This is a genomic window from Fictibacillus barbaricus (assembly GCF_014635025.1).
Classification (GTDB): domain Bacteria; phylum Bacillota; class Bacilli; order Bacillales; family Fictibacillaceae; genus Fictibacillus; species Fictibacillus barbaricus.
This window is the reverse complement of the sequence record NZ_BMCE01000002.1, coordinates 422,098-448,101: the sequence shown is the minus strand read 5'-3', so window position 1 is coordinate 448,101 and position 26,004 is coordinate 422,098. Positions and strand designations below refer to the sequence as shown.

The 26,004-nt window shown below is 39.5% G+C and carries 30 protein-coding genes and 1 pseudogene; all 31 read left to right on the top strand.

The features are described 5' to 3' along the window. The first annotated feature begins 1 nt into the window (after position 1). The 31 genes and pseudogenes from trmFO (at position 2) to IEV52_RS11455 (ending at position 25,999) form a co-directional block, all read left to right on the top strand. A complete protein-coding gene (gene trmFO / locus IEV52_RS11605) occupies positions 2 to 1,309 on the top strand; it encodes an FADH(2)-oxidizing methylenetetrahydrofolate--tRNA-(uracil(54)-C(5))-methyltransferase TrmFO (RefSeq protein ID WP_188402702.1) in 1,308 nt (435 codons plus the stop codon). Positions 1,310 to 1,370: 61 nt separating this feature from the next. Further along, on the top strand, positions 1,371 to 2,276 hold the full coding sequence (gene xerC, locus IEV52_RS11600) for a tyrosine recombinase XerC (RefSeq protein WP_188403892.1): 906 nt from the start codon (positions 1,371 to 1,373) through the stop codon (positions 2,274 to 2,276). A 24-nt stretch (positions 2,277 to 2,300) separates the two neighbouring features. After that, on the top strand, positions 2,301 to 2,840 hold the full coding sequence (hslV, locus tag IEV52_RS11595; RefSeq protein ID WP_188402701.1) for an ATP-dependent protease subunit HslV: 540 nt from the start codon (positions 2,301 to 2,303) through the stop codon (positions 2,838 to 2,840). Between the two features lie 23 nt (positions 2,841 to 2,863). Further along, the gene (hslU, locus tag IEV52_RS11590; RefSeq protein WP_188402700.1) at positions 2,864 to 4,258 is read left to right on the top strand and encodes an ATP-dependent protease ATPase subunit HslU; all 1,395 of its coding nucleotides are present in this window, start codon (positions 2,864 to 2,866) and stop codon (positions 4,256 to 4,258) included. 24 nt (positions 4,259 to 4,282) lie between these two features. After that, entirely contained in the window at positions 4,283 to 5,062 is a 780-nt protein-coding gene (codY, locus tag IEV52_RS11585) for a GTP-sensing pleiotropic transcriptional regulator CodY (protein ID WP_188402699.1), read from the top strand. A gap of 310 nt (positions 5,063 to 5,372) precedes the next feature. Beyond that, positions 5,373 to 5,759 carry a flagellar basal body rod protein FlgB gene (gene flgB, locus IEV52_RS11580; protein ID WP_188402698.1) on the top strand — a complete coding sequence of 129 codons (387 nt, stop codon included), beginning with the start codon at positions 5,373 to 5,375 and terminating at the stop codon, positions 5,757 to 5,759. 2 nt (positions 5,760 to 5,761) lie between these two features. Continuing rightward, positions 5,762 to 6,211, top strand: coding sequence for a flagellar basal body rod protein FlgC (gene flgC / locus IEV52_RS11575; RefSeq protein ID WP_188402697.1), 450 nt, complete (start codon positions 5,762 to 5,764; stop codon positions 6,209 to 6,211). A gap of 12 nt (positions 6,212 to 6,223) precedes the next feature. Next, entirely contained in the window at positions 6,224 to 6,523 is a 300-nt protein-coding gene (gene fliE, locus IEV52_RS11570) for a flagellar hook-basal body complex protein FliE (RefSeq protein WP_188402696.1), read from the top strand. A gap of 81 nt (positions 6,524 to 6,604) precedes the next feature. Further along, positions 6,605 to 8,194, top strand: a complete 1,590-nt coding sequence (gene fliF / locus IEV52_RS11565) for a flagellar basal-body MS-ring/collar protein FliF (RefSeq protein ID WP_188402695.1) — start codon at positions 6,605 to 6,607, stop codon at positions 8,192 to 8,194. 13 nt (positions 8,195 to 8,207) lie between these two features. Next, positions 8,208 to 9,221: a flagellar motor switch protein FliG gene (gene fliG, locus IEV52_RS11560; RefSeq protein ID WP_188402694.1), complete on the top strand. Its 1,014-nt coding sequence runs from the start codon at positions 8,208 to 8,210 to the stop codon at positions 9,219 to 9,221. Continuing rightward, positions 9,214 to 10,011: a flagellar assembly protein FliH gene (gene fliH, locus IEV52_RS11555; protein WP_188402693.1), complete on the top strand. Its 798-nt coding sequence runs from the start codon at positions 9,214 to 9,216 to the stop codon at positions 10,009 to 10,011. Before fliG ends, fliH begins: the two co-directional genes overlap by 8 nt. Then, positions 10,008 to 11,327, top strand: a complete 1,320-nt coding sequence (gene fliI, locus IEV52_RS11550) for a flagellar protein export ATPase FliI (RefSeq protein ID WP_188402692.1) — start codon at positions 10,008 to 10,010, stop codon at positions 11,325 to 11,327. Before fliH ends, fliI begins: the two co-directional genes overlap by 4 nt. 17 nt (positions 11,328 to 11,344) lie before the next feature. After that, positions 11,345 to 11,764 carry a flagellar export protein FliJ gene (gene fliJ, locus IEV52_RS11545; RefSeq protein ID WP_188402691.1) on the top strand — a complete coding sequence of 140 codons (420 nt, stop codon included), beginning with the start codon at positions 11,345 to 11,347 and terminating at the stop codon, positions 11,762 to 11,764. Positions 11,765 to 11,783: 19 nt separating this feature from the next. After that, positions 11,784 to 12,350: a MotE family protein gene (locus IEV52_RS11540; protein ID WP_188402690.1), complete on the top strand. Its 567-nt coding sequence runs from the start codon at positions 11,784 to 11,786 to the stop codon at positions 12,348 to 12,350. A 16-nt stretch (positions 12,351 to 12,366) separates the two neighbouring features. After that, positions 12,367 to 13,530 (top strand): flagellar hook-length control protein FliK, encoded by a 1,164-nt coding sequence (locus IEV52_RS11535; protein WP_188402689.1) that lies wholly within the window; start codon positions 12,367 to 12,369, stop codon positions 13,528 to 13,530. 7 nt (positions 13,531 to 13,537) lie between these two features. Beyond that, positions 13,538 to 13,990 carry a flagellar hook assembly protein FlgD gene (flgD, locus tag IEV52_RS11530; RefSeq protein ID WP_188402688.1) on the top strand — a complete coding sequence of 151 codons (453 nt, stop codon included), beginning with the start codon at positions 13,538 to 13,540 and terminating at the stop codon, positions 13,988 to 13,990. A 12-nt stretch (positions 13,991 to 14,002) separates the two neighbouring features. Next, the gene (locus IEV52_RS11525) at positions 14,003 to 14,377 is read left to right on the top strand and encodes a TIGR02530 family flagellar biosynthesis protein (RefSeq protein WP_188402687.1); all 375 of its coding nucleotides are present in this window, start codon (positions 14,003 to 14,005) and stop codon (positions 14,375 to 14,377) included. Between the two features lie 82 nt (positions 14,378 to 14,459). Then, positions 14,460 to 15,254 (top strand): flagellar basal body rod protein FlgG, encoded by a 795-nt coding sequence (flgG, locus tag IEV52_RS11520; RefSeq protein WP_188402686.1) that lies wholly within the window; start codon positions 14,460 to 14,462, stop codon positions 15,252 to 15,254. Between the two features lie 50 nt (positions 15,255 to 15,304). Continuing rightward, the gene (locus IEV52_RS11515; protein ID WP_188403891.1) at positions 15,305 to 15,517 is read left to right on the top strand and encodes a flagellar FlbD family protein; all 213 of its coding nucleotides are present in this window, start codon (positions 15,305 to 15,307) and stop codon (positions 15,515 to 15,517) included. Then, positions 15,518 to 15,946, top strand: coding sequence for a flagellar basal body-associated protein FliL (fliL, locus tag IEV52_RS11510; protein WP_188402685.1), 429 nt, complete (start codon positions 15,518 to 15,520; stop codon positions 15,944 to 15,946). Between the two features lie 34 nt (positions 15,947 to 15,980). Continuing rightward, positions 15,981 to 16,973 carry a flagellar motor switch protein FliM gene (gene fliM, locus IEV52_RS11505; protein WP_188402684.1) on the top strand — a complete coding sequence of 331 codons (993 nt, stop codon included), beginning with the start codon at positions 15,981 to 15,983 and terminating at the stop codon, positions 16,971 to 16,973. Beyond that, complete coding sequence (fliY, locus tag IEV52_RS11500) at positions 16,967 to 18,103, top strand: flagellar motor switch phosphatase FliY (protein ID WP_188402683.1); 1,137 nt, start codon at positions 16,967 to 16,969, stop codon at positions 18,101 to 18,103. The genes fliM and fliY overlap by 7 nt, the downstream gene beginning before the upstream one ends. Before the next feature lie 18 nt (positions 18,104 to 18,121). Next, a complete protein-coding gene (locus IEV52_RS11495) occupies positions 18,122 to 18,484 on the top strand; it encodes a response regulator (protein WP_188402682.1) in 363 nt (120 codons plus the stop codon). A gap of 16 nt (positions 18,485 to 18,500) precedes the next feature. Continuing rightward, positions 18,501 to 19,151, top strand: coding sequence for a flagellar biosynthetic protein FliO (locus IEV52_RS11490; protein ID WP_188402681.1), 651 nt, complete (start codon positions 18,501 to 18,503; stop codon positions 19,149 to 19,151). After that, positions 19,144 to 19,824, top strand: a complete 681-nt coding sequence (gene fliP, locus IEV52_RS11485) for a flagellar type III secretion system pore protein FliP (protein WP_188402680.1) — start codon at positions 19,144 to 19,146, stop codon at positions 19,822 to 19,824. Before IEV52_RS11490 ends, fliP begins: the two co-directional genes overlap by 8 nt. Before the next feature lie 13 nt (positions 19,825 to 19,837). Continuing rightward, a pseudogene (gene fliQ, locus IEV52_RS11480) lies at positions 19,838 to 20,109 on the top strand (flagellar biosynthesis protein FliQ). 1 nt (position 20,110) lies between these two features. Then, entirely contained in the window at positions 20,111 to 20,884 is a 774-nt protein-coding gene (fliR, locus tag IEV52_RS11475) for a flagellar biosynthetic protein FliR (RefSeq protein ID WP_188402679.1), read from the top strand. Between the two features lie 4 nt (positions 20,885 to 20,888). Next, positions 20,889 to 21,968 (top strand): flagellar biosynthesis protein FlhB, encoded by a 1,080-nt coding sequence (flhB, locus tag IEV52_RS11470; protein ID WP_188402678.1) that lies wholly within the window; start codon positions 20,889 to 20,891, stop codon positions 21,966 to 21,968. Between the two features lie 23 nt (positions 21,969 to 21,991). After that, positions 21,992 to 24,025 carry a flagellar biosynthesis protein FlhA gene (flhA, locus tag IEV52_RS11465; RefSeq protein WP_188402677.1) on the top strand — a complete coding sequence of 678 codons (2,034 nt, stop codon included), beginning with the start codon at positions 21,992 to 21,994 and terminating at the stop codon, positions 24,023 to 24,025. Next, positions 24,025 to 25,152 (top strand): flagellar biosynthesis GTPase FlhF, encoded by a 1,128-nt coding sequence (gene flhF, locus IEV52_RS11460; RefSeq protein ID WP_188402676.1) that lies wholly within the window; start codon positions 24,025 to 24,027, stop codon positions 25,150 to 25,152. The genes flhA and flhF overlap by 1 nt, the downstream gene beginning before the upstream one ends. Then, the gene (locus IEV52_RS11455; RefSeq protein ID WP_188402675.1) at positions 25,145 to 25,999 is read left to right on the top strand and encodes a MinD/ParA family protein; all 855 of its coding nucleotides are present in this window, start codon (positions 25,145 to 25,147) and stop codon (positions 25,997 to 25,999) included. The genes flhF and IEV52_RS11455 overlap by 8 nt, the downstream gene beginning before the upstream one ends. Positions 26,000 to 26,004 lie beyond the last annotated feature (5 nt).

The window sequence follows — 26,004 nt, the reverse complement described above, 5'->3', positions numbered from 1 at the left end:
CATGGATCATCAACATGTTAATGTAATCGGAGCTGGTCTTGCCGGAAGTGAAGCGGCATGGCAGATCGCAAGCCGAGGAATAAAAGTAAAATTATACGAGATGAGACCGGTAAGGCAAACACCTGCTCATCATACTGAAAAGTTTGCGGAGTTGGTTTGTTCTAACTCTCTTCGTGCAAATACACTAACAAATGCGGTAGGTGTGTTAAAAGAAGAGATGAGAAAGCTGAATTCTGTTATTATCTCATCTGCAGATGATTGTGCTGTTCCAGCTGGCGGTGCACTAGCTGTAGACCGTCATGAGTTTGCTGGCCTTGTTACAGAACGGGTAAAAAATCATCCTAATGTGGAAGTTATTACAGAAGAAGTTACAGAAATACCTGAAGGTCCAACAATTATTGCAACAGGGCCTCTGACTTCTGATAACCTATCAAAAGCCCTTAACTCCTTGACTGGTGAAGAATATTTATATTTCTACGATGCTGCAGCACCAATTATTGAAGTTGACAGCATTAATATGGATAAAGTCTATTTGAAATCACGCTATGATAAAGGCGAAGCGGCATATCTAAACTGCCCGATGACGGAAGAGGAATTCGACCAATTTTATGAAGCTTTAATCTCTTCGGAGACGGTTCCCCTAAAAGAATTCGAGAAGGAAATCTTTTTTGAAGGCTGCATGCCAGTAGAGGTAATGGCCAAAAGAGGAAAGAAAACGTTATTGTTCGGTCCGATGAAACCAGTAGGTCTAGAAGACCCAAAGACTGGCAAGATACCGTATGCTGTCGTCCAGTTACGTCAGGATAACAGCGCCGGTACCCTTTATAATATTGTTGGATTCCAAACACATTTAAAATGGGGACCACAAAAAGAACTTCTTCGATTGATTCCAGGTTTGGAGAATGCTGAAGTTGTTCGATACGGGGTTATGCATCGCAATACATTCTTAAACTCCCCAAGATTATTAAATGATACGTATCAGCTGAAATCCAGAAAAGATCTTTTCTTTGCAGGCCAAATGACCGGTGTAGAAGGTTATGTTGAAAGTGCAGCCTCGGGTTTGATCGCAGGTATAAATGCAGCCAAACTTGTTAAAGGCGAAGATTTAGCAGTGTTTCCTAAAGAAACCGCGATCGGAAGCATGGCTCATTATATTACTACTGCAAATCCGGATAACTTTCAGCCTATGAACGCTAACTTTGGGCTTTTGCCGCCACTTGAGAAAAGAATTAAGAACAAGCAGGAACGAAATACAGCACTAGCTGAAAGAGCATTGGAAACAATTCAGAATTTTATAACAAATTTGTGAACATGTATTGCTTTGGCCCTTAAATTGTGTTACGATTTAGGGGCTTTGTGAGGTGTATGAAATGGTATCAGAACGCCACATAGTGGTAGATTTCTTGAATTATTTAATGATTGAGAAGAACTATTCGTCTTATACGATCGAACACTATGAAAAAGATATTAATGACTTTACTTCTTTTTTGAAACAGCAAGCAATCGAAGGATTCGCTGCTGTTTCTTATGTTTTAGTTAGACAATATTTAGTTACTCTTCATGAAAAGAAATATGCAAGAAATACAGTGGCTCGAAAAATTTCATCAATGCGGACCTTTTACCGTTTTTTAAACCGTGAAAAAATTGTTGAAGAACATAATCCTTTTGCCATGGTGGCTCTTCCTAAAAAAGCAAAAATGCTTCCTCAATTTCTTTATGAAAAAGAGTTGGAGAGGCTTTTTAATGTGTCTGATGATACCACGCCAATCGGACAAAGAAACCAGGCGATACTCGAACTATTGTACGGGACTGGAATACGAGTTAGTGAATGCTGTCAAATGCGATTAAAAGATCTGGATCTATTTGTTGAGGCAGCACTCGTAAAAGGAAAAGGGAAAAAAGAAAGATATGTACCGATAGGTTCTTTTGCAAAAGAAGCTCTTGAAAAGTATATTGATGAAGGCCGTAAAATTCTTCTAGAAAAAACAGAAAAAAAATCGGATGCATTATTTTTAAACTATAGGGGGGAACCTTTAAGCACGAGAAGCGTAAGAAACATATTAAATAAGCTTATAGAGGAGTCGTCACTCACCATACATATTAGTCCGCATGTTCTTCGACATACTTTTGCGACTCATATGCTTAATGAAGGAGCAGACTTGCGAGCGGTCCAAGAACTTCTGGGGCATTCTAGTCTTTCCTCTACACAAGTTTATACGCATGTATCAAAAAGTCATTTGAAAAAAATTTATAATAATGCGCATCCGCGAGCATAAAAACAAAAAGGGAGGGATTTTTCAATGTCAACATTTCATGCAACCACAATTTTTGCGATTCAGCATAATGGGAAAGCAGCAATGACTGGTGACGGTCAAGTAACGTTTGGGAATGCAGTTGTTATGAAACATACTGCTAAAAAAGTTAGAAGGCTTTACGGAGGCAAAGTATTGGCCGGCTTCGCAGGATCTGTTGCAGATGCCTTTACGCTCTATGAGAAATTTGAAAGCAAATTAGAAGAGTACAGCGGAAATTTACAGCGTGCATCTGTAGAAATGGCAAAAGAATGGCGTACCGATCAAGTTCTGCGAAAGTTAGAAGCACTGCTGATCGTGATGAACCAGGAACATATGCTATTGATTTCGGGCACAGGAGAAGTGATCGAGCCAGATGATGGAATCTTGGCTATCGGTTCAGGAGGAAACTATGCTCTTGCTGCAGGTCGTGCGTTGAAGAATCATGCACCAGAACTTTCTGCAAAAGAAATCGCTCTCGCATCTCTGCAGACAGCCGGAGAGATTTGTGTTTACACGAACACCGAGATTGTTTTAGAAGAATTGTAAAAACAGGTAAAGGAGCGGTTACAATGAACAGTCAATTAACTCCAAGACAAATTGTTGAAAAGCTAGATCAATATATAATAGGTCAAAAAGATGCGAAGAAAGCTGTAGCTGTTGCGCTTCGAAACCGTTATAGAAGAAGTCTCCTTGATGATAAACTTCGTGATGAAGTATCACCTAAAAATATTCTTATGATTGGACCAACTGGTGTCGGTAAGACTGAAATCGCAAGAAGACTCGCAAAGCTTGCTCAAGCACCTTTTATTAAGATTGAAGCTACTAAGTTCACAGAAGTAGGTTATGTAGGCCGTGATGTTGATTCCATGGTTCGTGACTTAGTAGAAACATCTGTAAGGCTTGTAAAAGAACTTAAGATGAATGAAGTAAAAGATAAAGCAGAACAGAATGCAAATAAACGCCTGGTAGAACTGCTTGTTCCAGGTAAAAAGACAGAAACAAGCTTTAAAAATCCGCTTGAAATGTTCTTTGGCGGGGGCAATCAGGAACAAGAACAGAAGCCGCAGCAAGATGATGCTGTGGATCTTCAACAAAAACGTAACCAGATGGCACAGAAGCTTGCACTTGGAGAAATGGAAGATCACCTTGTTACGGTTGAAGTTGAAGAACAAAATCCATCCATGCTTGATATGTTCCAAGGCTCAGGACTTGAACAAATGGGTATGAACATGCAAGATATGATTGGCGGTTTAATGCCAAAGAAAAAGAAAAAACGAAAGCTTACCGTTCGAGAAGCTCGTAAGATTCTGACTCAAGATGAAGCTGCTAAATTGATCGATATGGATGATGTTACGAGTGAAGCAGTTTACAAGACGGAACAAACAGGTATTATATTTATAGATGAGATTGATAAGATTGCTGGAAAGAATCAAAATTCTGCTGATGTTAGCAGAGAAGGTGTACAGCGGGATATCCTTCCAATTGTCGAAGGTTCAACCGTAATGACTAAATACGGTTCCATTAAAACAGATCATATCCTGTTTATAGCAGCAGGTGCTTTCCATATCTCGAAGCCATCTGATCTCATTCCGGAGCTTCAAGGCAGATTCCCGATCCGAGTAGAATTAAATAACTTGTCTGTAGAGGATTTTACACGTATATTAATAGAGCCTGATAATGCGATCATAAAACAGTATAAAGCTCTATTGAGTACAGAAGGTATAAATGTTGAATTTTCTGACGATGCTATTGCTAAGATTGCAAGTATCGCATATGAAGTTAACCAAGACACCGACAACATCGGTGCTCGAAGACTTCATACCATATTGGAACGCTTACTGGAAGATTTATCTTTTGAAGCGCCTGATATTAGTTTAGATCAGATTACCATTACACCCGAGTATGTAGAAGAAAAACTGGCTAACATCGCAAAGAACAAGGATCTGAGCCAATATATTTTATAGGATGCAGTAGGAGGAAGAAAGACAATGAATTTATTAAACAAAGCAAGAAGCATTAACTCAATGCTACAACAAACAGGTGGTAAACAAGTTAACTTTAAAGAGATGGCTGAAACACTTAGCTCCGTTATAGGTGCTAATATCTTTGTAGTCAGCCGCCGCGGAAAATTATTAGGGCTTGCATTAAAACAAGAAATTGAGAATGAGCGTATGAAAAAGATGATTGAAGATCGTCAATTTCCTACAGATTATACGAAGAACCTATTCAACATTACAGAGTCCCTTGCTAATATTGATGTAGAAAGTGACTATACAGCGTTCCCGGTAGAAAACAAAGATCTGTTTTCGACTGGTTTAACAACGATTGTCCCAATCGTAGGCGGTGGCGAGAGATTAGGAACACTTATCCTTTCTAGATTATCTACTGCTTTTGAAGAAGATGATCTTGTACTGGCGGAGTATGGAGCAACCGTTGTAGGAATGGAAATTCTTCGTGAGAAAGCAGAAGAAATCGAGGAAGAAGCACGTAATAAAGCAGTCGTTCAAATGGCGATCAGTTCTTTATCCTACAGTGAACTTGAAGCGATTGAGCATATCTTTGAAGAGTTAGAAGGCAATGAAGGGCTTCTGGTTGCTAGTAAGATTGCAGACCGAGTTGGTATCACTCGCTCGGTTATCGTAAACGCTCTTCGTAAATTAGAGAGTGCTGGCGTAATTGAATCTCGTTCCCTTGGAATGAAAGGAACATATATCAAAGTATTGAACGATAAATTCTTGCTTGAACTTGAAAAACTTAAAACTTCATAAATAGTGAATGATTTCAAAACCAATTCCATTAGGGATTGGTTTTTTTATGCGTATTTGTTCCATTTTGTTGAAAAAAATGTCGATTTCTTAGAAATAGGTAAAAATTTCCTATGACGTGTAGGAATATAGGGATATTATTACTATTCATCAAATTAGGAATAAAGTCACGGTCGAAATATAGTCCTTTCTATCGAAAAAAGTCATTTTGGGAAAAAATACATAGACACTTTTTGGATATATCACTTAAAATATGATAGTGAGGTAAGATTTAACAATAATCGAAATACCTATAGTAAAAAAGTGGGAAGTGATGAACTTGTTCTCTAGCCCTGTCATGAAAAACTTAGAAATGGCATTAGATGGATCAGCTTTAAAACAAAAAACCATTTCGAATAATTTGGCTAATGTGGACACTCCTGGATATAAAGCGAAAGAGACGGTTTTTAATCAGGAATTTAAAAAAAGCTTACACGCACATCGAACAGATCAACGGCATTTTTCATTCAGCAATATGTCATCAGCTTCTTTTCATATAAAAGAGCGGACAAATACTGCGATGAATCATAACGGAAACAATGTGGATGTGGATCAAGAAATGGCAGAGTTAGCAAAAAATCAGCTATATTATCAGACACTTGTACAGCGTATTAACGGAAAATTCAATTCGATTAAAATGGTTGTTAAAGGCGGGAGATAGATATGGGAGTTTTTGATGCATTGAATGTTTCGGCATCCGGATTGACCGCTCAGCGGCTCAGAATGGATGTAGCTTCCTCAAACATGGCTAATGTTGACTCGACACGAGGGCGGCTTTTAGAGAATGGTGAGTGGGAACCATACCGACGCAAAATGGTTGTTCTTGGGTCCAGTGAGTCAAGCTTTAAAAGTATGTATAACAAAGCAGTTGATAATGGAGATCTTTCAGGTGTTAAAGTAAACCAAATAAAAAATGATGAGACACCATTTAAATCGGTGTATCAGCCGGATCATCCTGATGCTGATGAAGAGGGCTTTGTCCGTCTTCCGAATGTTGACCCACTTAAAGAAATGGTTGATCTGATGAGTGCAACAAGGTCATACGAAGCAAATGTTACAGCTTTAAACGCAGCAAAAGGAATGTATCTGAAAGCATTGGAAATTGGCCGTTAGGAGTGGTGATTCATGGATAAGATTTCAATTGGAGCACTTCAGAATTTAACAAATAGTACTCCAGCAGCAAAAACAACACCTTATGAAGCTCAAGAAAGCTTTAAGAGCTTTCTAAAAGGTGCTTTGGAAAATATAAATGAAACACAAGCAGACTCAAATAAAGCTACACAAGAACTGATGAATGGAAATATGGATAATCTTCATCAAGTCATGATAACAGCTGAAAAAGCAAGTGTGACATTGCAGACAACTCTTGAGATCCGTAATAAAGTTGTTGAAGCATACCAGGAAATCATGAGGATGCAAGTATAATAGCTAATACATATTTCGAAGGATGCATTCTATTTTGAGGGTATCTTCAAAAAATTTTTATTGCGTTTATCGGGGGAAAAAATGAAGGAAAAATGGAAACACGTCACCAAGCAAATGACAGAGCGGTTTAAAGCACGTTCAAACATACAAAAAGGATTGATTCTTGGCGGGTCATTCCTTTTTATCGCAGGATTTATTTTTCTAACGATCATGATGTCTCGTCCCAATCTCGTTCCATTATACTCAAATCTTTCCCCGCAAGAAGCAGGACAGATTCAAGAGAACTTAAATAGTAAAGGTGTTGCTAACGAAGTTCGGGATGGCGGAAAAACGATATTGGTTCCTGAAGAGCAGGTAAATAACTTGCAAGTCCAGCTTGCTGCCGAGGGGCTTCCGGAAAGCGGAAATATTGATTTTTCTTATTTTGGAGAGAAATCAGGATTTGGTATAACTGATAAAGAATTTGGAGTGCTTGAGAGAGAAGCAACACAAACTGAGATCTCAAACTTAATTAAAAGTATTAATGGAGTAGAAGATGCTAATGTCATGATTACCCTGCCCGAAAGCAGCGTTTGGGTGAATCAAGAGGAAGAGATGGCATCCGCATCAGTAGTTCTTTCATTAGGTGCTGGGGCTAAGCTGGATGAAGACCAAGTAAAAGCCCTTTATCATCTTGTTTCTAAGAGTGTTACTAACTTGCCTATGGAAAATATCGTCATAACGGATCAATACTTTAATTATTATGATCTAAATTCTGTAAACTCTACTTCTTCAGCTTCGAAATATGAGGAACAGCGAAAGATCAAGCAGGATGTAGAACGAGATCTTCAGCGCAGAGTTCAACAGATGCTCTCAACGATTATGGGGCAAGGAAAAGTAGTGGCAACGGTCACAACAGATATTGATTTTACAGAAGAAAAACGAGAAGAAACCATCGTAGAGCCTGTTGATCAGGAGAACATGAAAGGCATCGAAGTAAGTGTAGAACGAATCCGTGAAACATTTACAGGAGAGGGTGCTGCAGCAGGCGGTGTAGTAGGAACAGGTGATCAAGAAGTCCCTACTTATCCTGGGTCAACGGCAGGTTCAAACGGAGATTATGAAAAAGTAGAAGAGCGGATTAACAACGAAGTTAATAAGATTCGGAAAGAAATTGTGGAGAGCCCATATCAGATAAGAGATTTAGGAATTCAAGTCATGGTCGAGCCTCCAACACCGAACAAACCGGAATCTCTGCCTCAAGAACGACTGGATGATATTGAACAGATCTTAAGTGCGATCGTCCGAACAAGTATCTCTAAAGATGTGAACAATGAACTTACAGAAGAGCAGATTCAAGAAAAGATTTTTGTATCGGCGCAGCCGTTTAACGGTAAACAAGAAACATCACCAGCATCAACAGGTATTCCTTTTTGGATCTATATAGTAGGAGGAGTCTTGTTGCTCGTTATAATTCTATTGATCTTCTTGCTGTCTCGTAAAAAGAAAAGAGAAGAAGAAGGTACGATTGAAGAATATGACATAGAAACACAAGAGACTTATTATGTACCCGATGTAAATAAAGAACAAGGTTCAGAAGGAACAGTACGTAAAGAACAACTAGAACGTATGGCAAAAGAAAAGCCAGAAGAGTTTGCAAAACTAGTAAGAACATGGTTATCAGAGGAATAGGAGGTAACGAACGATGGCAAAAGGTATGAAAGAGCTGTCAGGAAAAGAGAAAGCAGCGATCCTCGTTATCTCTTTAGGTCCTGATGTGGCAGCGCAAGTATATAAACACTTAAGTGAAGAAGAGATTGAAAGATTAACACTTCAAATTTCTCAAGTGAGAAAAGTAGATTCTTCTTTAAAAGAAGAGATTATTACCCAGTTCCACCAACTGGCACTTGCACAGGATTATATAACACAAGGCGGGATAGGCTACGCTAAAACAGTCCTTGAAAAAGCAGTTGGCAAGGACGAGGCGATGCAGATTATCAACAGACTGACTTCTACACTGCAAGTTAGGCCCTTTGATTTTGCTAGAAAAGCAGATCCTGGCCAAATTCTGAATTTTATACAGAACGAGCATCCGCAAACGATTGCTCTTATCTTGTCTTATCTGGATTCATCACAAGCTGGTCAGATCTTATCTGAGCTGCCTCAGGAGATGCAAGCTGATATCGCTAAGAGAATCGCTTTAATGGATAGGACATCACCTGAAGTGATCAATGAAGTGGAACAAATTTTAGAACGAAAACTTTCAGCTACCGTAACACAAGATTTTACGCAAGCTGGAGGAGTAGAAGCTGTTGTAGAAGTTCTTAACGGAGTTGATAGAAGTACAGAAAGAACGATTTTGGATGCATTAGAGATTCAAGACCCAGAATTGGCAGAAGAAATTAAGAAAAGAATGTTTGTGTTTGAAGATATTGTTACGCTTGATAATCGTGCGATCCAGCGAGTAATACGCGAAGTACAAAACGAAGACCTGCTTCTTGCTCTTCGTGCTTCAAGTGAAGAAGTAAAAGACGTGATGTTTAAAAATATGTCACAGCGGATGGCGGAGAACTTTAAGGAAGAAATGGAATTTATGGGACCTGTCCGTCTTCGTGATGTGGAAGAAGCACAATCAAGAATCGTTGGAACGATCAGAAGACTTGAAGAAGCTGGTGAACTCGTTATTGCTAGAGGCGGAGGAGATGATGTGATTGTCTAAAGTTATTAAATCTTTTAACAATCGCAAGGAGACCATTAAAAACCATAACAAGGGAGTTGTGATTGGTATTCAATCTCTTTCACTTCTTACTCAAGCCAGTAGATCCCTAACAGAAGACGACGAGACAAAGATGCTAAGGCTGAAGAACGAAGCACAAAACATACTGGATGAAGCTCGGAAAGAAGCAGATAGACTTTTAGCAGAAGCTGAGATGTTGAAAAAAACAAGCCTCGAGAAGTTAGCCCAAGAAGAAGAAGCATGGCGTGTAAGAATGGAACAAGAGGCTGAGAAAGCTAAGTCGGACGGATATGAGGCTGGTTTTCAAAGAGGTTTAGAACAAGGGAATGAGAAGTGGCTTTCACAACTTAATGAAGTAAAATGCTGCATGGATCAATTAAGAAGTGATTATCACAGTATTTTAGATGAATCTGAACCTCAAATGGTTGTATTGGCTGTAAGAGCGGCAGAAAAGATTATTGGTATGAAACTTCAAGAAACACCAGAAGCATGGATCTCCATTGTAAAACGACTCGTAAAAGAGGCACGTGAGTTTGAAGAAATAAAATTATACGTTTCTCCAAAATGGTTTGAACTTACATTAAACTATCGTGAGGAACTTAAGAATATACTTCAATCCACTGCAACGCTTTTTATATACCCAGACGAGACTTTAGATGAGAACGGTGCAGTAATTGAATTTCCTTTTGGGAAAATTGATGCGACCCTCGATGTTCAGCTAAAAGAAATTAGAGAAAAGCTGTTAGAAAAAGTTGAGGTGACAGATCAATGAACGTTGATCAGTTAATGGACTCTATCCAATCATTAGATACATACAAACGATTTGGAAAGGTAATTCGAGTGATAGGGTTGATGATTGAATCAAAAGGGCCCAAAACATCTATTGGAGATGTTTGTTATATCCATACTGCAAACAGCAAAAAACATAGGATTAAAGCCGAAGTTGTAGGTTTTCAGGAAGAGAACGTTTTATTGATGCCATTTACGTATGTCAAAGACATTGCAGTCGGAAGTCTTGTAGAAGCAACTGATAGACCGCTCGAGATCAAAGTGGGACCATCGCTGATCGGGAAGGTTCTAGACGGAATGGGTGTTCCATTAGATGGCACGCCACTTCCGAGGGGACTGTTCCGATTTCCGACTGAAAATGAACCGCCTAACCCGATGGAACGGCCAAGAATTCATGAAAGTATTCAGTTGGGGATACGGTCGATCGATAGTCTGTTAACTGTAGGAAAAGGACAGCGTGTCGGTATTTTTGCTGGAAGTGGAGTAGGAAAGAGCACCTTGCTTGGTATGGTAGCCAGAAATTCAACAGCAGACCTTAATGTTATAGCGCTTATTGGTGAACGTGGACGAGAAGTGCTCGACTTTATTGAAAGAGATCTTGGTGAAGATGGGTTAAAACGTTCAATTGTAATCGTTGCGACCTCAGATCAGCCTGCATTAATGAGGATAAAAGGAGCACTGACAGCGACCAGCATCGCTGAGTATTTTAGAGATCAAGGAAAAAGCGTCATGCTGATGATGGATTCGGTAACCAGGGTTGCGATGGCACAGCGTGAAATTGGACTAGCAGTTGGAGAACCGCCGACGACTAAAGGATATACACCTAGTGTCTTTGCAGTGCTTCCTAAATTATTGGAACGTTCAGGTACGAACAAAAACGGAACGATTACAGCATTTTATACAGTACTAGTAGACGGTGACGATTTCAACGAGCCGATTTCTGATACAGTGCGAGGAATCTTGGATGGACATTTTATCTTGGATCGAAATTTAGCAAACAAAGGCCAATTTCCTGCTGTAAATATACTAAAAAGTATCAGCAGAGTAATGAATGACATCGTACCTAAGGAACATCGAAATGCTGCCGACCATTTAAGAGAACTATTATCATCTTATGTAGAAGCAGAAGACCTAATCAGTATTGGTGCTTACAAAAGGGGCTCATCAAAATCAGTGGATGAAGCGATCCAAATGTACCCTGGTATTTTATCTTTCTTAAAACAGCAGGTGGATGAAGACGTTAGTTATGATGATGCCGTACAACGGTTATTGATGGAATTTGGAAAGGATGAACGGTAATGTCATTTCATTTCTCCATGGAAAAAGTATTATCCGTAAAACAAAAAGAGAAAGAAACGATTGAACAAGAACTAGGAGAAGCTGTCCAGGCATTTGAGAGCATTGCAGAAGAAATCTACAGTCTTTTAAAGCGAAAAGAAGATATTGAGAACCTTTCCAATCATCAGTATCAACAAAAGATGATCGTAAATGATCTGCAGAATACACAGCGTTTCCTCTTATCCATGACAAATAAGATCAAAGAATTACAGCCAGTTCTTCAAAGAGCAAGAGAAAGAATGCAGATCATCCAGCAGAAGTTACTTCAACAAACAATTGAAGTCAAAAAATACGAAAAACTGAAAGAAAAACAATTTACCGATTATAAGTTGGAGCTTTCTTCTTATGAAAATAAGCAGAACGATGAATTTTCAGTCTTGCGTTTTGCAAAGTCATGAAAACAGGTGAGATCAGATCATGAAACAAAATGAAAAATCTAGCAAGTTTGTTTGGTTTCTATTCGTTATCTTTGTTCCAGCAGTGTTTGCGCTTACCGTTTTTGGAATCGTGCTTTCTTTCATGGGGGTAGACATTGTAGATGAAGCGAAAAATGCCGGAAAAAAGATTCCGATTCTAAAGAATGTTCTAAGTGAAGAAACAGAGATAGCAGCATCAGGTAATGTGCCTGAAAAACAGTGGAATGCAAAATTTGAAGAGCAAGAAGATTATATAAAAATATTATCGGCAGACCTTCAAAAGAAGGAGAAAGAAGTTACTGAATTAAAGAGCAATGTTGCACGATTAGAAAAACAAGTTGAAGATGCTGAATCAACTGTTAAAGAAGAAGAGAATGAACAGTTGAAAAAGTTGTATGAAGCGATGTCTGCTAAAGATGCTGCAGCAGTTATGACAGAGATGAATAACAATCAAGTATTAGGCATTTTAACCTTGTTACAGCCCGACGCACAAGCAGCCATATTAGCCAAACTGGATGCGAAACGTGCAGCGGAATTAACGGTCTTAATGGCCAACAATTCACTATAAAAGGAGGTGAACCCGAATGCAAGCGGTGGTGACAATGACAGCTGTTCCAACACTGGTTTCAACAAGTCAAACACCTGTGAGCAAGTCTTCTTCATCATTTTCTCAGGTTCTTGCATCAACCGGCACAGGTGAGATGAAAGAAGAGAATAGTGCGAATTTAGGTGATATAATCTTCAGTTTGTTTTCTGAGTCTGACCTGAACTCCTTTTGGAAGATGGAAGCGAAAGATGCCGAAAGTGTAGAATCTCTTTTGGAAGGACTGCCTTTAGAAGTAAAAGAAGCAATCGAAGAACTGCTTCAGGAACAATTCAACTTTTCGGAAGCAGCAGCTCATCCAACACCTGAATTCAAGCTAGCCATGCTTTTACAGATGATGTTTAATGATCAGCAGGAAATCTTACCGCCATCTGACAAAAAACATCTAAATGAAGTGCTTGAAAAGTGGTTTCCTGGAGTGAAACTAGATCAAAAAGAACCGTTAACAAAACAAGTGGAACAAATTTTTGGACAAGTGACAAAGCTTTTGAAAGAACAGAGTGCCTATGATAAGAGTACGTTTTTGAAAGTAATGGAGAATCTTACGACAGCGAGTAAAGTTCAAAGTTTTGCTGAACAGGCTTTTCAACGGTATGTACCTACAAAGCAAGCAGAATCTGCTGTTTCATCCATTAAAGAGATGCAAAACTTTCAAAGTCCGCTATCTCCCATTGAACAATGGACATTAAAGGTTCCGGTCTCACAAGGTGATGGCCAAAAAGAGCAATTCGTTCGTGATGTTCAGCAGATTATCTCCAGAGGAAAACTCCTAGTTACGGAGACTGGTTTTACGAAGCTGCAGATCCGCCTGACTCCCGAACATCTTGGGACGATCGAGATTCACCTGACCCAAAAACATGGTGAGATCGCTGCCAAGATTATCGCTTCTAGCCATGGAGCAAAAGATGCGTTAGATGGACAGCTTACTCAGTTAAAACAAGCATTTGCAGGACAAAATATTGAATTTGAAAAAGTAGAAGTGTTTTTTCAGGGTGAGGAGCAAACCTTTGAATTTCATGACCAAGGTAATCAAAGCTTTGAAGAACAAAAGCAGTCTGATGAAAACAAGACAGATGATACTGAAATGGAAAACCTTTCATTTGAAGAACAGCTATCCCAATTGGTTTTAAACGAAAAGGTGTGATGGATAAATGACAAAAATATCAGAAGATCTCATGCTTTCCAATCATCAGGCAAAAACGAAGGAAACGGGTTCAAATATTTTAGGAAAAGATGATTTTTTAAAGATCTTAATAACACAGCTCCAGAATCAAGATCCGACAAGTCCGATGCAAGATCGTGAGTTTATCGCTCAGATGGCAAGCTTTTCGTCTTTAGAACAGATGACGAATATGAATCAGACGATGCAGCAATTTTTAACCTTTCAAACGGAAGCTTCTCTTTTACAACAAAGCGAGTTGATCGGAAAGAACGTGACTTACGAGATAGAGACTGTAGATGCAGAAGGTGAGAAGAAAATAGAAGAAAAAGAAGGGGTTGTAAAATCTGTTTTGTTTGAAAAAGGTTCTGTCATGCTCGAAATGAGCGATGGAACAAAGATTACAAGTTTTCAAGTAATAAAGATTACAGACCCAAAGAAGTAAGGAGTTGATGCAATGAGCGAACGTATACACGCTCATCAGTTATACCAGCCGATCCTTTACCCAAAACGAAAGCAGTCAAATCGTGTTAATCAATCGTTCAAGTCATTGTTTGATAGGGAGCTCGCAACTCAGCTCACTGTGAGTAAACATGCTCAGAAAAGACTTCAAGACAGAAATATTACGATTACAGAAGCCAGCTGGAACAAGATAAGCGAAAAAGTTAAGGAAGCAAGTACCAAAGGCATCAAAGATTCACTCGTGATCATGAAAAATGTAACGCTAGTTGTAAATGCCCCAAATCAAACGGTGATCACAGCTTTAGATCGAAATGAAAGTACATCGCAGATCTTCACAAACATTAATGGTGCCATTGTTATAGACGAGTAAACGAGCTGGACCTTTACAGGAGGCTCACAAACTGCTGAATGACTGAAGCAGTTAATAAATCAAGTAAGGGAGATAAAGACAAATGTTACGTTCTATGTACTCAGGAATCAGCGGTATGAAAAATTTTCAGGTGAAGCTTGATGTAATTGGTAACAACATCGCAAACGTAAATACATATGGCTTCAAAAAAGGCCGTACAACGTTTAAAGACTTAGTGAGCCAGCAGATCGCAGGGGCAAGTGCTCCGACAGCAGCCCGAGGGGGTGTTAACCCAAAGCAGGTTGGACTTGGATCACAATTATCTTCCATTGATACTGTGCACACACAAGGAAGCTTACAAACAACTGGAAGACCTTTAGATTTAGGGATTTCAGGAGATGGTTTTTTCAAACTTATGTCTGGTACTGATATTACTTACTCAAGAGCTGGTAACTTTTATCTTGATCAAACAGGACAAATCGTAAATGCAGATGGGAAATTTTTACTAGCAACTGGTAACGCGAAAATTACGATTCCTACTGATGCAAAGAGTTTTAGTGTAGGTGCAGATGGAACGGTTAGTTATATAAATAGTACAGGAGTGCTAACCACTGCTGGGCAAATTGAACTTGCAAAGTTTCCAAATAATGAAGGCCTTGAAAAAGCTGGTAATAACGAATACCGCGCGAGTACAAATTCTGGTGCACCTTTACCTTCAGTTCCAGGAGGTGCTGGAGGTGCTGGAACACTAGTAGCGGGTGCTCTTGAAATGTCAAACGTCGACTTATCAGAAGAATTTACTGAGATGATCGTGGCGCAGCGTGGATTCCAAGCGAATACAAGGATCATTACTACGTCTGATGAGATCCTTCAAGAACTCGTGAACTTAAAACGATAACGTGAAGGGAGGAAGGGTTGAGCAGCGGCATGCTTAGCCCTATAGCTCAAATGATTTCTTTAACTCAGTTAAACGGCAGCACGTTTACTTTAAATGCTATCTACATCGAGCAGGTTCAATCGTTTCCAGATACTACGATTACTTTAACGACTGGCAAAAAGTTTGTGGTCAAGGAAAGCGAAGAAGAGGTAGCTCAAAAAGTGGCTGACTTTTATAGGAAAATTACACTGCTTCCACTAAGTCAGAAAAAGGAGGGTCTGTAGTTGGGTAAGAATAAAGCAGCAACGATCATGCTTTCTATGCTGGTAGCTATAGGCCTGATAGGCGCAGCAGGCTATTTTGGATTCAAACAATTTTCACCTAAAACAGAAGCTTCTGAACCAACAGCAGAGGAACTAGATAAGCTGATGGTTGAAACGGATGAAATGACAACCAATCTAGCCGACCAGGCATATGTAAAGATCAAGTTTAAAATTCAGGCAGATCATAAAGATGCCAAAGATGAACTAGAAAAAAGGCTGTTTCAAGTAAATAACCTTATTATCTATGAGATCTCTAACATGAAGACAGAAGAACTATCGGGGCAAAAAGGGCTAGTTTCTTTAGAAAACACCTTGAAGACTGAGATTAATAAAGTCATGCAGGACGGAAAAGTAGTCAGAGTCTACACAACTCAAAAAATCATACAATAATTCATTAAAAACGGCATGAAAAGAGGTGAGACTCTTGGTTGATGTTTTATCACAAAACGAGATAGACGCTCTTTTATCGGCGCTTTCCACGGGAGAGATGGACGCAGAAGAGTTAAAAAAGGAAGAGTCAGAGAATAAAGTAAAAGTCTACGATTTTAAGAGGGCCCTTCGTTTCTCTAAAGAACAGATTCGCAGTTTAACTCGATTGCATGAAAATTTCGCGAGACTGCTAACCACTTATTTCTCAGCGCAACTGAGAACGTATGTACAAATCGGTGTGGCTTCTGTTGACCAGTTGCCATATGAAGAATTCATCCGTTCTGTTCCGAAGATGACGCTATTAAACGTGTTTGAAGCACAACCGTTTGAAGGGCGCATCTTGATGGAAGTGAATCCTAATATTGCGTATGCCATGCTGGACAGAGTAATGGGTGGAAGCGGCGCGGGAATGAATAAGATCGAAAATTTGACTGAAATAGAGACGAAGATTATGAGTCAGCTGTTTGAGAATACACTTGATAGCTTTAAAGAGGCGTGGACAAGTGTAATCGAACTAGATCCATTCATGGTCGATCTGGAGGTAAATCCTCAATTTTTGCAAATGGTCTCTCCGAACGAAACAGTAGTTGTTATTTCTTTAAACACGACTATTGGGGAAACGAGTGGAATGATAAATATCTGTCTCCCGCACGTTGTCATTGAACCGATCATACCGAAACTTTCTGTTCATCATTGGATGCAGAATAAAAAGAAAACAAGAGTTCCCGGTGAAACAGAGTTTATTGAACAAAAGCTTAAAAATGCACTTCTCCCCGTTAAAGTGGAGTTGGGTTCATCGGAAATGTCGATCGAAGAATTTCTTCATTTATCGATAGGAGATTGTTTAGAACTGGATCAAGGTATCAAACAGCCTTTGATCATAAAAGTGGAGAACACTCCAAAATTTTATGGTCAGCCTGGAAAAGTAAAGAAAAAGTTAGCAGTACAAATCATAGAAACCATTAAGGAGGATGAGGATCAATGGTAAGTGGAGATATGCTTTCACAAGACGAAATTGATGCTTTGCTGAATGGTGGAAGTCCTTCCTCGTCCGGAACGACAGATACCGAAGATTATTTATCTTCTATTGAACAGGATGCGTTAGGTGAGATCGGAAACATTTCTTTTGGCAGTGCTGCAACAGCTTTATCAACACTTTTAAACCAAAAGGTAGAGATCACGACACCGACTGTAAGTGTTGTGAGAAGAACCGAGCTTAAGGACGAATTTCCGATTCCGCATGTTGCTGTTCAGGTAACCTATACAGAAGGTATTGAAGGAGCTAACTTGCTCGTTATTCGAAAGACAGATGCGCAGATCATTGCTGATCTTATGCTAGGCGGTGAAGGAACAAATCCTTCTCCAGATTTTGGGGAGCTTCAATTAAGTGCAGTAGGTGAAGCGATGAATCAGATGATGGGTTCTGCTTCAACATCCATGTCAACGATCTTTAATAAAAAAGTAGACATTTCTCCTCCTAAGATTGATTTTCTTGATGTGGAATCAAATACAAGTCTAATACCAGATGAAGAAATCCTGGTTAAGGTTTCATTCAGACTTAAAGTAGGGGAATTGATCGATTCTAACATCATGCAATTAATAGATGCGGAATTCTCAAAGAATTTGGTACATAGGCTTATGAATCCAGAACCAATAGTAGAGCAAGAGCCTGCAGCAGATTATTTGCCGCAAGAAGAAAAGGCAGTACCTGCGCAACCAATTATTTATCATGAAGAACCTGTGCAGCGTGAAACAAGATCGATGGCTGCACCTTCTTATCAAACTCAAATGAGAGACGTTTCTGTACAACCCGCAAGTTTTTCGGACTTTGGTGATTTTGAGTCCCATCAAAGTGATACGAAAAACCTGGATATGCTATTGGACATTCCATTGCAAGTGACTGTGGAATTAGGCAGAACAAAAAAAACGATAAAAGATATTCTGGAAATGTCTCAAGGGTCCATAGTAGAGCTTGATAAATTGGCAGGTGAACCAGTAGATATTTTTGTTAATCAAAAAATGATCGCAAAAGGCGAGGTTGTTGTTATAGATGAGAACTTTGGTGTTCGTGTAACTGAAATATTAAGCCAGCGTGATCGTTTAGAAAAATTGAAATAACTAACGGAGGTAAGTGAAATGGGAGAACGTATTTTAGTCGTAGATGATGCAGCATTTATGAGAATGATGATCAAGGATATCTTGGTGAAAAACGGTTTCGATGTAGTAGGTGAAGCAGCTGATGGTGCACAAGCGATCGAAAAGTATCAGGAGCTTAAACCAGACTTAGTAACAATGGATATCACGATGCCAGAGATGGACGGCATCTCTGCTTTAAAAGAAATAAAGAAAACAAACCCTGAAGCAAAAATCATAATGTGTTCAGCAATGGGTCAGCAAGCGATGGTTATTGATGCGATTCAAGCTGGAGCAAAAGACTTTATCGTTAAGCCTTTTGCAGCAGACCGTGTTATTGAAGCAATCAAGAAGACCTTAGGCTAAGCAGGTGCCATTTTTCATGTATAGATGGGTAATTAGTTTTTTTGCAGCAGTTTGCCTTTCGTTTGTACCTATAAGTGTACAAGCGGAAGGCAGCGGTTCGGGAAAAAGTGTATGGGACACCGTAAATGATTCTAATCAAAAAAGTGAGAAGGAACAAATTCCAATTACCAATAAAGAAGAAACATCTGAAAGTGGAAGCACTTTTATGATGTTAGTAAAACTGGTGTTCATGCTTGGAATCGTTCTAGCCATCTTGTTTTTTGTACTGCGGTTTATTCAAAAAAAATCAGTCAGTTTTCAAGATGGAAAGAATCTTCAGACTTTAGGCGGGATAGGAATCGGGCAGAATCGTTCTGTCCAGTTGATTAAAGCGGGTAATACCGTCCTAGTAGTAGGGGTTGGGGATACGGTTACATTACTGAAAGAAATTACAGATGAAGCTGAAGTTCAGATGATGGTTGATCAGCGTTCGGCTCAAAGTGTTTCCACTGTGACGAGCCAACTTAAAACGAAATGGTTAAAAAGCATGGAATCACAGACAGATGATGAGGGTGGAAGTGATCAGACAGTGAAATTTAAAAATATGCTGAACTCCCTCATGCATGACAGGAAAGAACAACAAAGAGAAATTCAGAAAGCGCTCCAGAAAGGGAAACATCATGAATGAATTTATTCCTGGATTAGATTTGGATTTTATAAATAATAGTGATCCAGCCAACATGGAAACAACCATTCAGCTTCTGCTGCTCTTGACGGTACTTTCTCTTGCTCCGAGTATTCTTATCCTGATGACTTGTTTTACGAGAATCATCATTGTTTTATCATTTGTCAGGACATCCCTTGCAACTCAACAGATGCCGCCGAATCAAGTACTTATCGGAATTGCCTTGTTCTTAACCTTTTTTATTATGGCACCGGTCCTGCATGAAGTAAATAAAGAAGCTGTTCAACCGCTCGTTAAGGGTGAGATCTCTCAAGAGGAAGCATTTGATAAAGGAAGTCTTCCGATTAAAGAATTTATGGCAAAACATACAAGGCAGAAAGATCTTATGCTCTTTATGGAATATTCAGGTGCCAAGAAGCCAGAAAGTATAAAAGATATACCTTTAACAACATTAGTACCGGCATTTGCAATCAGTGAACTCAAGACGGCATTTCAAATCGGTTTTATGATCTTTGTACCCTTTCTAATCATTGATATGGTCGTAGCTTCTATATTAATGGCAATGGGTATGATGATGCTGCCGCCTGTTATGATATCACTGCCATTTAAGATTTTATTATTCGTACTAGTTGATGGCTGGTACCTTATCGTCAAATCATTGCTATTAAGCTACTAGGGCAGGTGTAGATATGGATTCTCAATTCGTTGTGTCATTAGCTGAGAAAGGGGTATACATGACCCTGCTATTATGCGGACCGTTATTGGCGTTAGCGCTGGTTGTAGGTTTGATTGTCAGTATTTTTCAAGCTACCACACAGATTCAAGAACAGACACTCGCGTTCATTCCAAAGATCGTGGCGGTATTAGTCGGCCTAGTTTTTTCGGACCATGGATGCTATCCCAAATATTGGGATTCACATCTAATATTTTTCAAAATTTACACACATACATAGGATTGTAAAATGATAGATTTAGCGGTTTTCCCTGCTTTTATATTAATCCTTACAAGAGTATCGGCATTTTTCTTAACAATTCCTGTGTTTTCCAATAAAAATTTACCAGTGATCCATAAGATTGGCCTTGCCTTGTTCTTATCCTGGATCATGCTATATGCAATTAACCCTGATCCAGTCCCGGTCAACAGTTCATTTTTGATCCTGATCATAAAGGAAGCAATGATTGGACTTTCAATCGGTTTTATTGCAGCTATCGTTTTTTATGCTATTCAAGTGGCAGGTGGATTCATTGATCTACAGATGGGTTTTGCAATTGCAAACGTTTTTGATCCGCAGACTGGTATTCAGACCCCGTTAATGGGGAGATATCTTTATACCTTTGCCGTACTTTTTTTACTTGCAACAGACGCCCATCATATGCTTTTAGACGGTATCTTTTATAGTTATAAGTTTCTGCCGCTTGATTCGGCCATAGCGAACTTCGGAAACGGAAGCATGACTAAGTTTGTGATCAGTGTTTTTTCAGGAATGTTCTTAGTTGCATTACAGATGGCTATTCCTATAGTTGGCACCTTATTTTTAGCAGATTTGGCATTAGGTATTGTTGCCAGAACAGTTCCCCAGATGAACATCTTTGTTATTGGACTGCCACTCAAGATTTTGATCGCTCTTGTATTATTTTTAGTCGTGATGCCTGCATTCTTCGTATCCATTCAGTTGCTGGTCGATCAGATGCGAGACAGCATGGTTAATTTGTTGGAACTGTTAGGGGCTGCTTAATTTGATGGAATACCCAATTAACCTACAATACTTTTCTCAGGAAAAAACAGAAAAGGCTACCCCTAAAAAAAGACAGGAAAGTCGTAAAAAAGGGCAAGTAGCCAAAAGTGCTGATATTAATGCGGCCATCGTTTTGTTTGTTTCCGTCATGTTTTTAGCGTTCATGGGAAGCTGGATGGGCGAACGCCTGCTCCATCTTTTCACTCACAGTCTGGATAAGAAGCTTTTATATGATGTGACAGAAACGAGCATTCCAAAGCTTTTATGGGAACTGTCGATGGAGGTAGCGATCATTTTAGCTCCAGTAATGATCTCAGCTATGGCAGCAGGTGTGCTAGGGAACTATCTGCAAGTTGGATTTCTTTTATCGACCGAAGCCATACAGATGAAATTAGAGAGAATCAACCCTCTATCAGGCTTCAAACGGATCTATTCGGTTCGTGCGCTTGTAGAGCTGACAAAATCTTTGCTGAAGATCTTATTGATCGGCGGAGTAACGTTCTATGTTCTTTGGATGGAGCGGGATGTTTACTTAAGGATGAGTCTTGTGAGCATTGAATCCTCCCTACCTGTATTCGGGGGGCTTGCAATTAAGATGGGTTTTGCAGCATCACTTGTTTTACTGTTTCTTGCGTTTCTCGATTTTATGTACCAAAAATATGATTTTGAAAAAAATATCAGAATGTCCAAACAAGATATTAAAGACGAATACAAAAAATCCGAAGGTGATCCAAAGATCAAAGGAAAGATCAAGGAGAAGCAAAGACAAATGGCTATGAGGCGGATGATGCAGGAAGTCCCAAAGGCGGATGTCATCATTACAAATCCAACGCACTATGCAATTTGCTTAAAGTATGATGACGGAAGTATGGATGCACCAGTCGTTGTTGCAAAGGGAGTAGACTTGATCGCTCAAAAAATCAAAGAGATAGCGAAAGAGCATGAGATAGCGATGGTCGAGAACAAACCTTTAGCCAGAACGTTATATGCTCGAGTTGATATTGGGCAAGTGATTCCAGAGGATCTTTTTAAAGCCGTGGCGGAAATACTAGCCTTTGTATATCGCATAAGGAAAAAAGTGTAAGGAATGAATAGGAGAGTTTACAGATGAAAGCTAGAGACATAAGTGTTTTAGCAGGTGTAATTTTAATTATCGCCATGCTCGTCATACCGCTTCCAACGTTTATGTTGGACTTCTTAATCATTACCAATATATCTCTGGCGCTTTTAATCATATTGATTGCCATGAATACAACACAGCCTCTCCAATTCTCTATATTTCCATCCTTACTTTTGTTAGTGACGCTTTTCAGACTTGGTCTAAACGTTTCTACAACAAGGAGCATCCTTTCAACGGGTGACGCCGGAAACGTTGTACATACATTCGGTGAATTTGTAGTTGGCGGAAATATTCTTGTTGGAATTGTTGTGTTTTTTATTCTGATCATCATTCAATTTATAGTAATCACAAAAGGATCTGAACGTGTTTCAGAGGTTGCAGCAAGATTCACGCTTGATGCGATGCCTGGTAAGCAGATGAGTATTGATGCAGATCTAAATGCGGGAATGATTTCAGATCGGGAAGCGAAAGAAAGACGTGAAACGATTGAACGTGAGGCCGATTTCTATGGAGCGATGGATGGTGCGAGTAAATTCGTTAAAGGAGATGCGATTGCAGGTATTATCATCGTTCTGATCAATATGCTTTTTGGAATTATTATTGGAATGCTGCAAATGGGTCTAAGTTTTGGTGAAAGTGCTGAATTGTTTACAAGAATGACTGTCGGTGATGGACTAGTGTCCCAGATACCAGCGTTAATCATATCAACGGCAACAGGGATTATTGTGACAAGGGCGGCTTCAGAAGGAAACCTTGGTTTTGATATTAGCAAGCAGTTGCTCGCTTATCCGATCATGCTTTTTGTAGCAGGCGGAACAATTATCATGCTAGGACTGTTTACACCGATCAATGACTTTTTTACGCTTACTGTCGGCGGTCTGCTTGCAGCAGGTGGTTATCTGCTATTAAAAGCAGAACGTGAACAAAAAGAAAAAGAAGAAGTGGTGGAAGAAGATATTCAAACAGAACAGCTGAAAAGCCCTGAATCTGTAGTTAATTTATTGCAGATTGATCCTATAGAGTTCGAGTTTGGATACAGTCTCATCCCATTAGCAGACACCTCACAAGGCGGAGATCTGTTAGACAGAATCGTTATGATCAGGAGGCAGCTAGCTTTAGAACTTGGGATGATCGTGCCAGTTGTGAGGATTCGGGACAATATCCAACTGCAGCCTAATGAATATAGGATCAAAATCAAAGGAAGCCAAGTCGCAAAAGGCGAGTTGCTGCTAGATCATTACTTAGCGATGAGCCCTGGGATTGAGGATGAAGAAGTACAAGGAATTGAAACGATGGAGCCTGCATTCGGCCTTCCTGCCATCTGGATTGGAGAAGAGATGAAAGAACGGGCAGAGTACTCGGGATATACGGTCGTTGACCCGCCTTCAGTCGTTTCCACTCATCTAACAGAAGTGATCAAAAAGCACGCTCACGAGTTGATCGGACGACAAGAGACTAAACAACTTGTGGATCACTTAAAAGAATCGTATCCGGCAATTGTTGAAGAAGTAACTCCAGATGCCCTGACCATTGGTGAAGTTCAAAAGGTATTATCCAAACTATTAAGAGAGCGAATTTCAATTCGCAACTTAGCAGTTATTTTTGAAACGTTAGCGGACTTTGCAAAGATGACTAAAGATACGGACTTATTAACAGAATATGTCAGACAAGGTCTATCACGCCAAATTTCTAAAAGCTACACAACTGAAAATGAACCGTTGCATGTAATCACACTAGGTGGTTCGGTAGAGAAGAGAATAGCAGATTCTGTTCAGCAAACAGAGCACGGCAATTATCTATCGCTTGATCCACATGATTCTCAGGTCATTTTTGACAGCATTACTAGAGAACTAGAATCAGGCAGAAGTTTCGATCAGTCTGTCGTTATATTGTGTTCTCCAGCAGTAAGAATGTACGTGCGCCAGCTCATTGAGAGATACCTTCCTGATGTTGCCGTATTGTCTTATAACGAGCTGGAACCTGAGCTAGAAGTAAAAAGTGTTGGGGTGGTGAACATCTGATGAAAGTGAAGAAGTATACGGCTAAAAGCCTGCCGGATGCAATGAAACTGGTAAGAGCTGATCTTGGCAGCGGGGCGGTCATCCTGAATACTAGAGAAGTTCAGGTCGGAGGGGTTTTTGGTTTTTTTACAAAAAAAAATGTTGAGGTCTTTGCTGGATTAGATCAAGACATAGAGTATGAGGCGCAAGCAAGCAAGCAAACAAAAATCATTACAAATGACTCGCAGCCCGTAACAGTCCCAGATGTAGAATTGACTCAGGAGATACGGCAGCTTAAGAAGATGGTTCAAACACTTACGATTCAAACTAAACATTCGGAACCACTGCCCGCTGTAGTTGAAGAATGGAAGGCGTTCTTAACTCACCAAGAGCTGGATCCAGTGATACTTGAAGAACTTGTTTCCGCTCTTTCCAGCAAGTATCAAGGGCTTGATGAAGAAGATGCTAAGCATTATGACTGGAACGAATGGATCAGCAACTGGCTTAGTGCTCGTATGAAGAAGAGTGAGTTCGGCGGCTTTCATTATGAGACAAAGTATTTAAATTTAATAGGCCCTACAGGGGTAGGCAAGACAACAACCATTGCAAAAATTGGCGCGAAAGCTGTATTAAAGGATGGTAAGAGAGTAGCGTTTATCACAACAGATACTTACAGGATAGCCGCGATCGACCAGCTAAAAACATATGCAGAAATATTAAACATTCCATGTGAGGTAGCTTATACCGCAGACGATTTCCAAAAAGCAAAAGAGAAGTTCAAAGATTATGATCTTGTTCTTGTTGATTCGGCCGGCAGAAATTTTTTAAATCGCTTTTATATAGAAGAACTTCAGCGGATTGTTGATTTTGATAACAATATGAAAAATTACCTGGTATTGTCGCTAACATCCAAGTATAAAGACATGGAAACAATTTTTAATCAGTTTAAGAATCTGCCTGTACATAAGGTGATTTTTACTAAAAAGGATGAGACGAAGACTTTAGGAGCTATTTTAAACCTGGCCATTTCGAACAAGGTTCCTATTGGCTATGTGACAAATGGTCAAAATGTTCCTGATGATATGTTTGAAGCACAAGCCGAGGAACTGATCCACATGGTTTTGAAGGAAAAGTCCGTACATGTTTGATCAAGCTATTAGTCTTCGTAATCAGTTGTCTGGTACTCCCGAAGGTGTAAGAGTGATTTCAGTTGTAAGTGGTAAAGGCGGTGTTGGCAAAACGAATATTACAGTCAACTTAGCCTTGTCTTTAATACAGATGGGGAAAAGAGTCCTTGTAATGGATCTGGATGTTGGAATGGGAAACGTGGATTTAATCCTTGGAAGAAGGTCACAGAAGCATATCATGGACATGCTTGAGAACCAGCTTTCTGTTTGGGAGATCATTGAAGAAGGTAAGGATGGTCTTCATACCATCTCAGGGGGAAGAAACTTTGGCTCACTTGCTCTAATCACAGATGAGATGTTGAATCATTTTATGAAACAGCTTCAAGAACTTGAAAAATTTTATGATTTTATCTTTTTGGATATGGGAGCAGGTGCAACAGAAGCGGCACTTAAATTTGTATTGTCAAGTCACGAGGTCTTAGTTATAGCAACACCAGAGATCACCTCTCTTACAGATGCGTATTCCATGATGAAGTTCATTCATTTAAAAGATAAAAGTATACCGTTTTACCTTGCTGTTAACCGGTATGAAAATGAGAGGGAAAGCCAGGAAACGTATGAAAAGCTTAAGAATGTATGTAAGCAATTCTTGGATAAAGAACTTGTTTGCCTGGGGAAGATCCCTTTGGATCAAACCGTATTAGAATCCGTCAAAAAACAAGTCCCTTTCATATTACGTAAACCATCATCTCTCGCATCAAAGGCAGTATTTACTCTAGCTCAAAACTACGCTGGAGTTTCGAGAGAACAAAAAGCATCCTACAAATCTTTTATCAGCAGGTTAAAGTCATTATTTATTGAAAGGTAGATGCT

Bases quoted from the DNA above. Each gene is read 5' to 3' on its own strand.
- flhA (WP_188402677.1), top strand. From the start codon at position 21,992: ATGAAAGCTAGAGACATAAGTGTTTTAGCAGGTGTAATTTTAATTATC.
- IEV52_RS11455 (WP_188402675.1), top strand. From the start codon at position 25,145: ATGTTTGATCAAGCTATTAGTCTTCGTAATCAGTTGTCTGGTACTCCC.
- fliE (WP_188402696.1), top strand. From the start codon at position 6,224: ATGGATAAGATTTCAATTGGAGCACTTCAGAATTTAACAAATAGTACT.
- trmFO (WP_188402702.1), top strand. From the start codon at position 2: ATGGATCATCAACATGTTAATGTAATCGGAGCTGGTCTTGCCGGAAGT.
- flgG (WP_188402686.1), top strand. From the start codon at position 14,460: ATGTTACGTTCTATGTACTCAGGAATCAGCGGTATGAAAAATTTTCAG.
- IEV52_RS11540 (WP_188402690.1), top strand. From the start codon at position 11,784: ATGAAACAAAATGAAAAATCTAGCAAGTTTGTTTGGTTTCTATTCGTT.
- IEV52_RS11495 (WP_188402682.1), top strand. From the start codon at position 18,122: ATGGGAGAACGTATTTTAGTCGTAGATGATGCAGCATTTATGAGAATG.
- hslV (WP_188402701.1), top strand. From the start codon at position 2,301: ATGTCAACATTTCATGCAACCACAATTTTTGCGATTCAGCATAATGGG.
- codY (WP_188402699.1), top strand. From the start codon at position 4,283: ATGAATTTATTAAACAAAGCAAGAAGCATTAACTCAATGCTACAACAA.
- fliJ (WP_188402691.1), top strand. From the start codon at position 11,345: ATGGAAAAAGTATTATCCGTAAAACAAAAAGAGAAAGAAACGATTGAA.
- IEV52_RS11535 (WP_188402689.1), top strand. From the start codon at position 12,367: ATGCAAGCGGTGGTGACAATGACAGCTGTTCCAACACTGGTTTCAACA.
- fliR (WP_188402679.1), top strand. From the start codon at position 20,111: ATGATAGATTTAGCGGTTTTCCCTGCTTTTATATTAATCCTTACAAGA.
- xerC (WP_188403892.1), top strand. From the start codon at position 1,371: ATGGTATCAGAACGCCACATAGTGGTAGATTTCTTGAATTATTTAATG.
- IEV52_RS11515 (WP_188403891.1), top strand. From the start codon at position 15,305: ATGATTTCTTTAACTCAGTTAAACGGCAGCACGTTTACTTTAAATGCT.
- fliF (WP_188402695.1), top strand. From the start codon at position 6,605: ATGAAGGAAAAATGGAAACACGTCACCAAGCAAATGACAGAGCGGTTT.
- flgB (WP_188402698.1), top strand. From the start codon at position 5,373: ATGAACTTGTTCTCTAGCCCTGTCATGAAAAACTTAGAAATGGCATTA.
- hslU (WP_188402700.1), top strand. From the start codon at position 2,864: ATGAACAGTCAATTAACTCCAAGACAAATTGTTGAAAAGCTAGATCAA.
- fliY (WP_188402683.1), top strand. From the start codon at position 16,967: ATGGTAAGTGGAGATATGCTTTCACAAGACGAAATTGATGCTTTGCTG.
- flgC (WP_188402697.1), top strand. From the start codon at position 5,762: ATGGGAGTTTTTGATGCATTGAATGTTTCGGCATCCGGATTGACCGCT.
- fliP (WP_188402680.1), top strand. From the start codon at position 19,144: ATGAATGAATTTATTCCTGGATTAGATTTGGATTTTATAAATAATAGT.
- IEV52_RS11490 (WP_188402681.1), top strand. From the start codon at position 18,501: ATGTATAGATGGGTAATTAGTTTTTTTGCAGCAGTTTGCCTTTCGTTT.
- flgD (WP_188402688.1), top strand. From the start codon at position 13,538: ATGACAAAAATATCAGAAGATCTCATGCTTTCCAATCATCAGGCAAAA.
- fliI (WP_188402692.1), top strand. From the start codon at position 10,008: ATGAACGTTGATCAGTTAATGGACTCTATCCAATCATTAGATACATAC.
- flhF (WP_188402676.1), top strand. From the start codon at position 24,025: ATGAAAGTGAAGAAGTATACGGCTAAAAGCCTGCCGGATGCAATGAAA.
- flhB (WP_188402678.1), top strand. From the start codon at position 20,889: ATGGAATACCCAATTAACCTACAATACTTTTCTCAGGAAAAAACAGAA.
- fliG (WP_188402694.1), top strand. From the start codon at position 8,208: ATGGCAAAAGGTATGAAAGAGCTGTCAGGAAAAGAGAAAGCAGCGATC.
- IEV52_RS11525 (WP_188402687.1), top strand. From the start codon at position 14,003: ATGAGCGAACGTATACACGCTCATCAGTTATACCAGCCGATCCTTTAC.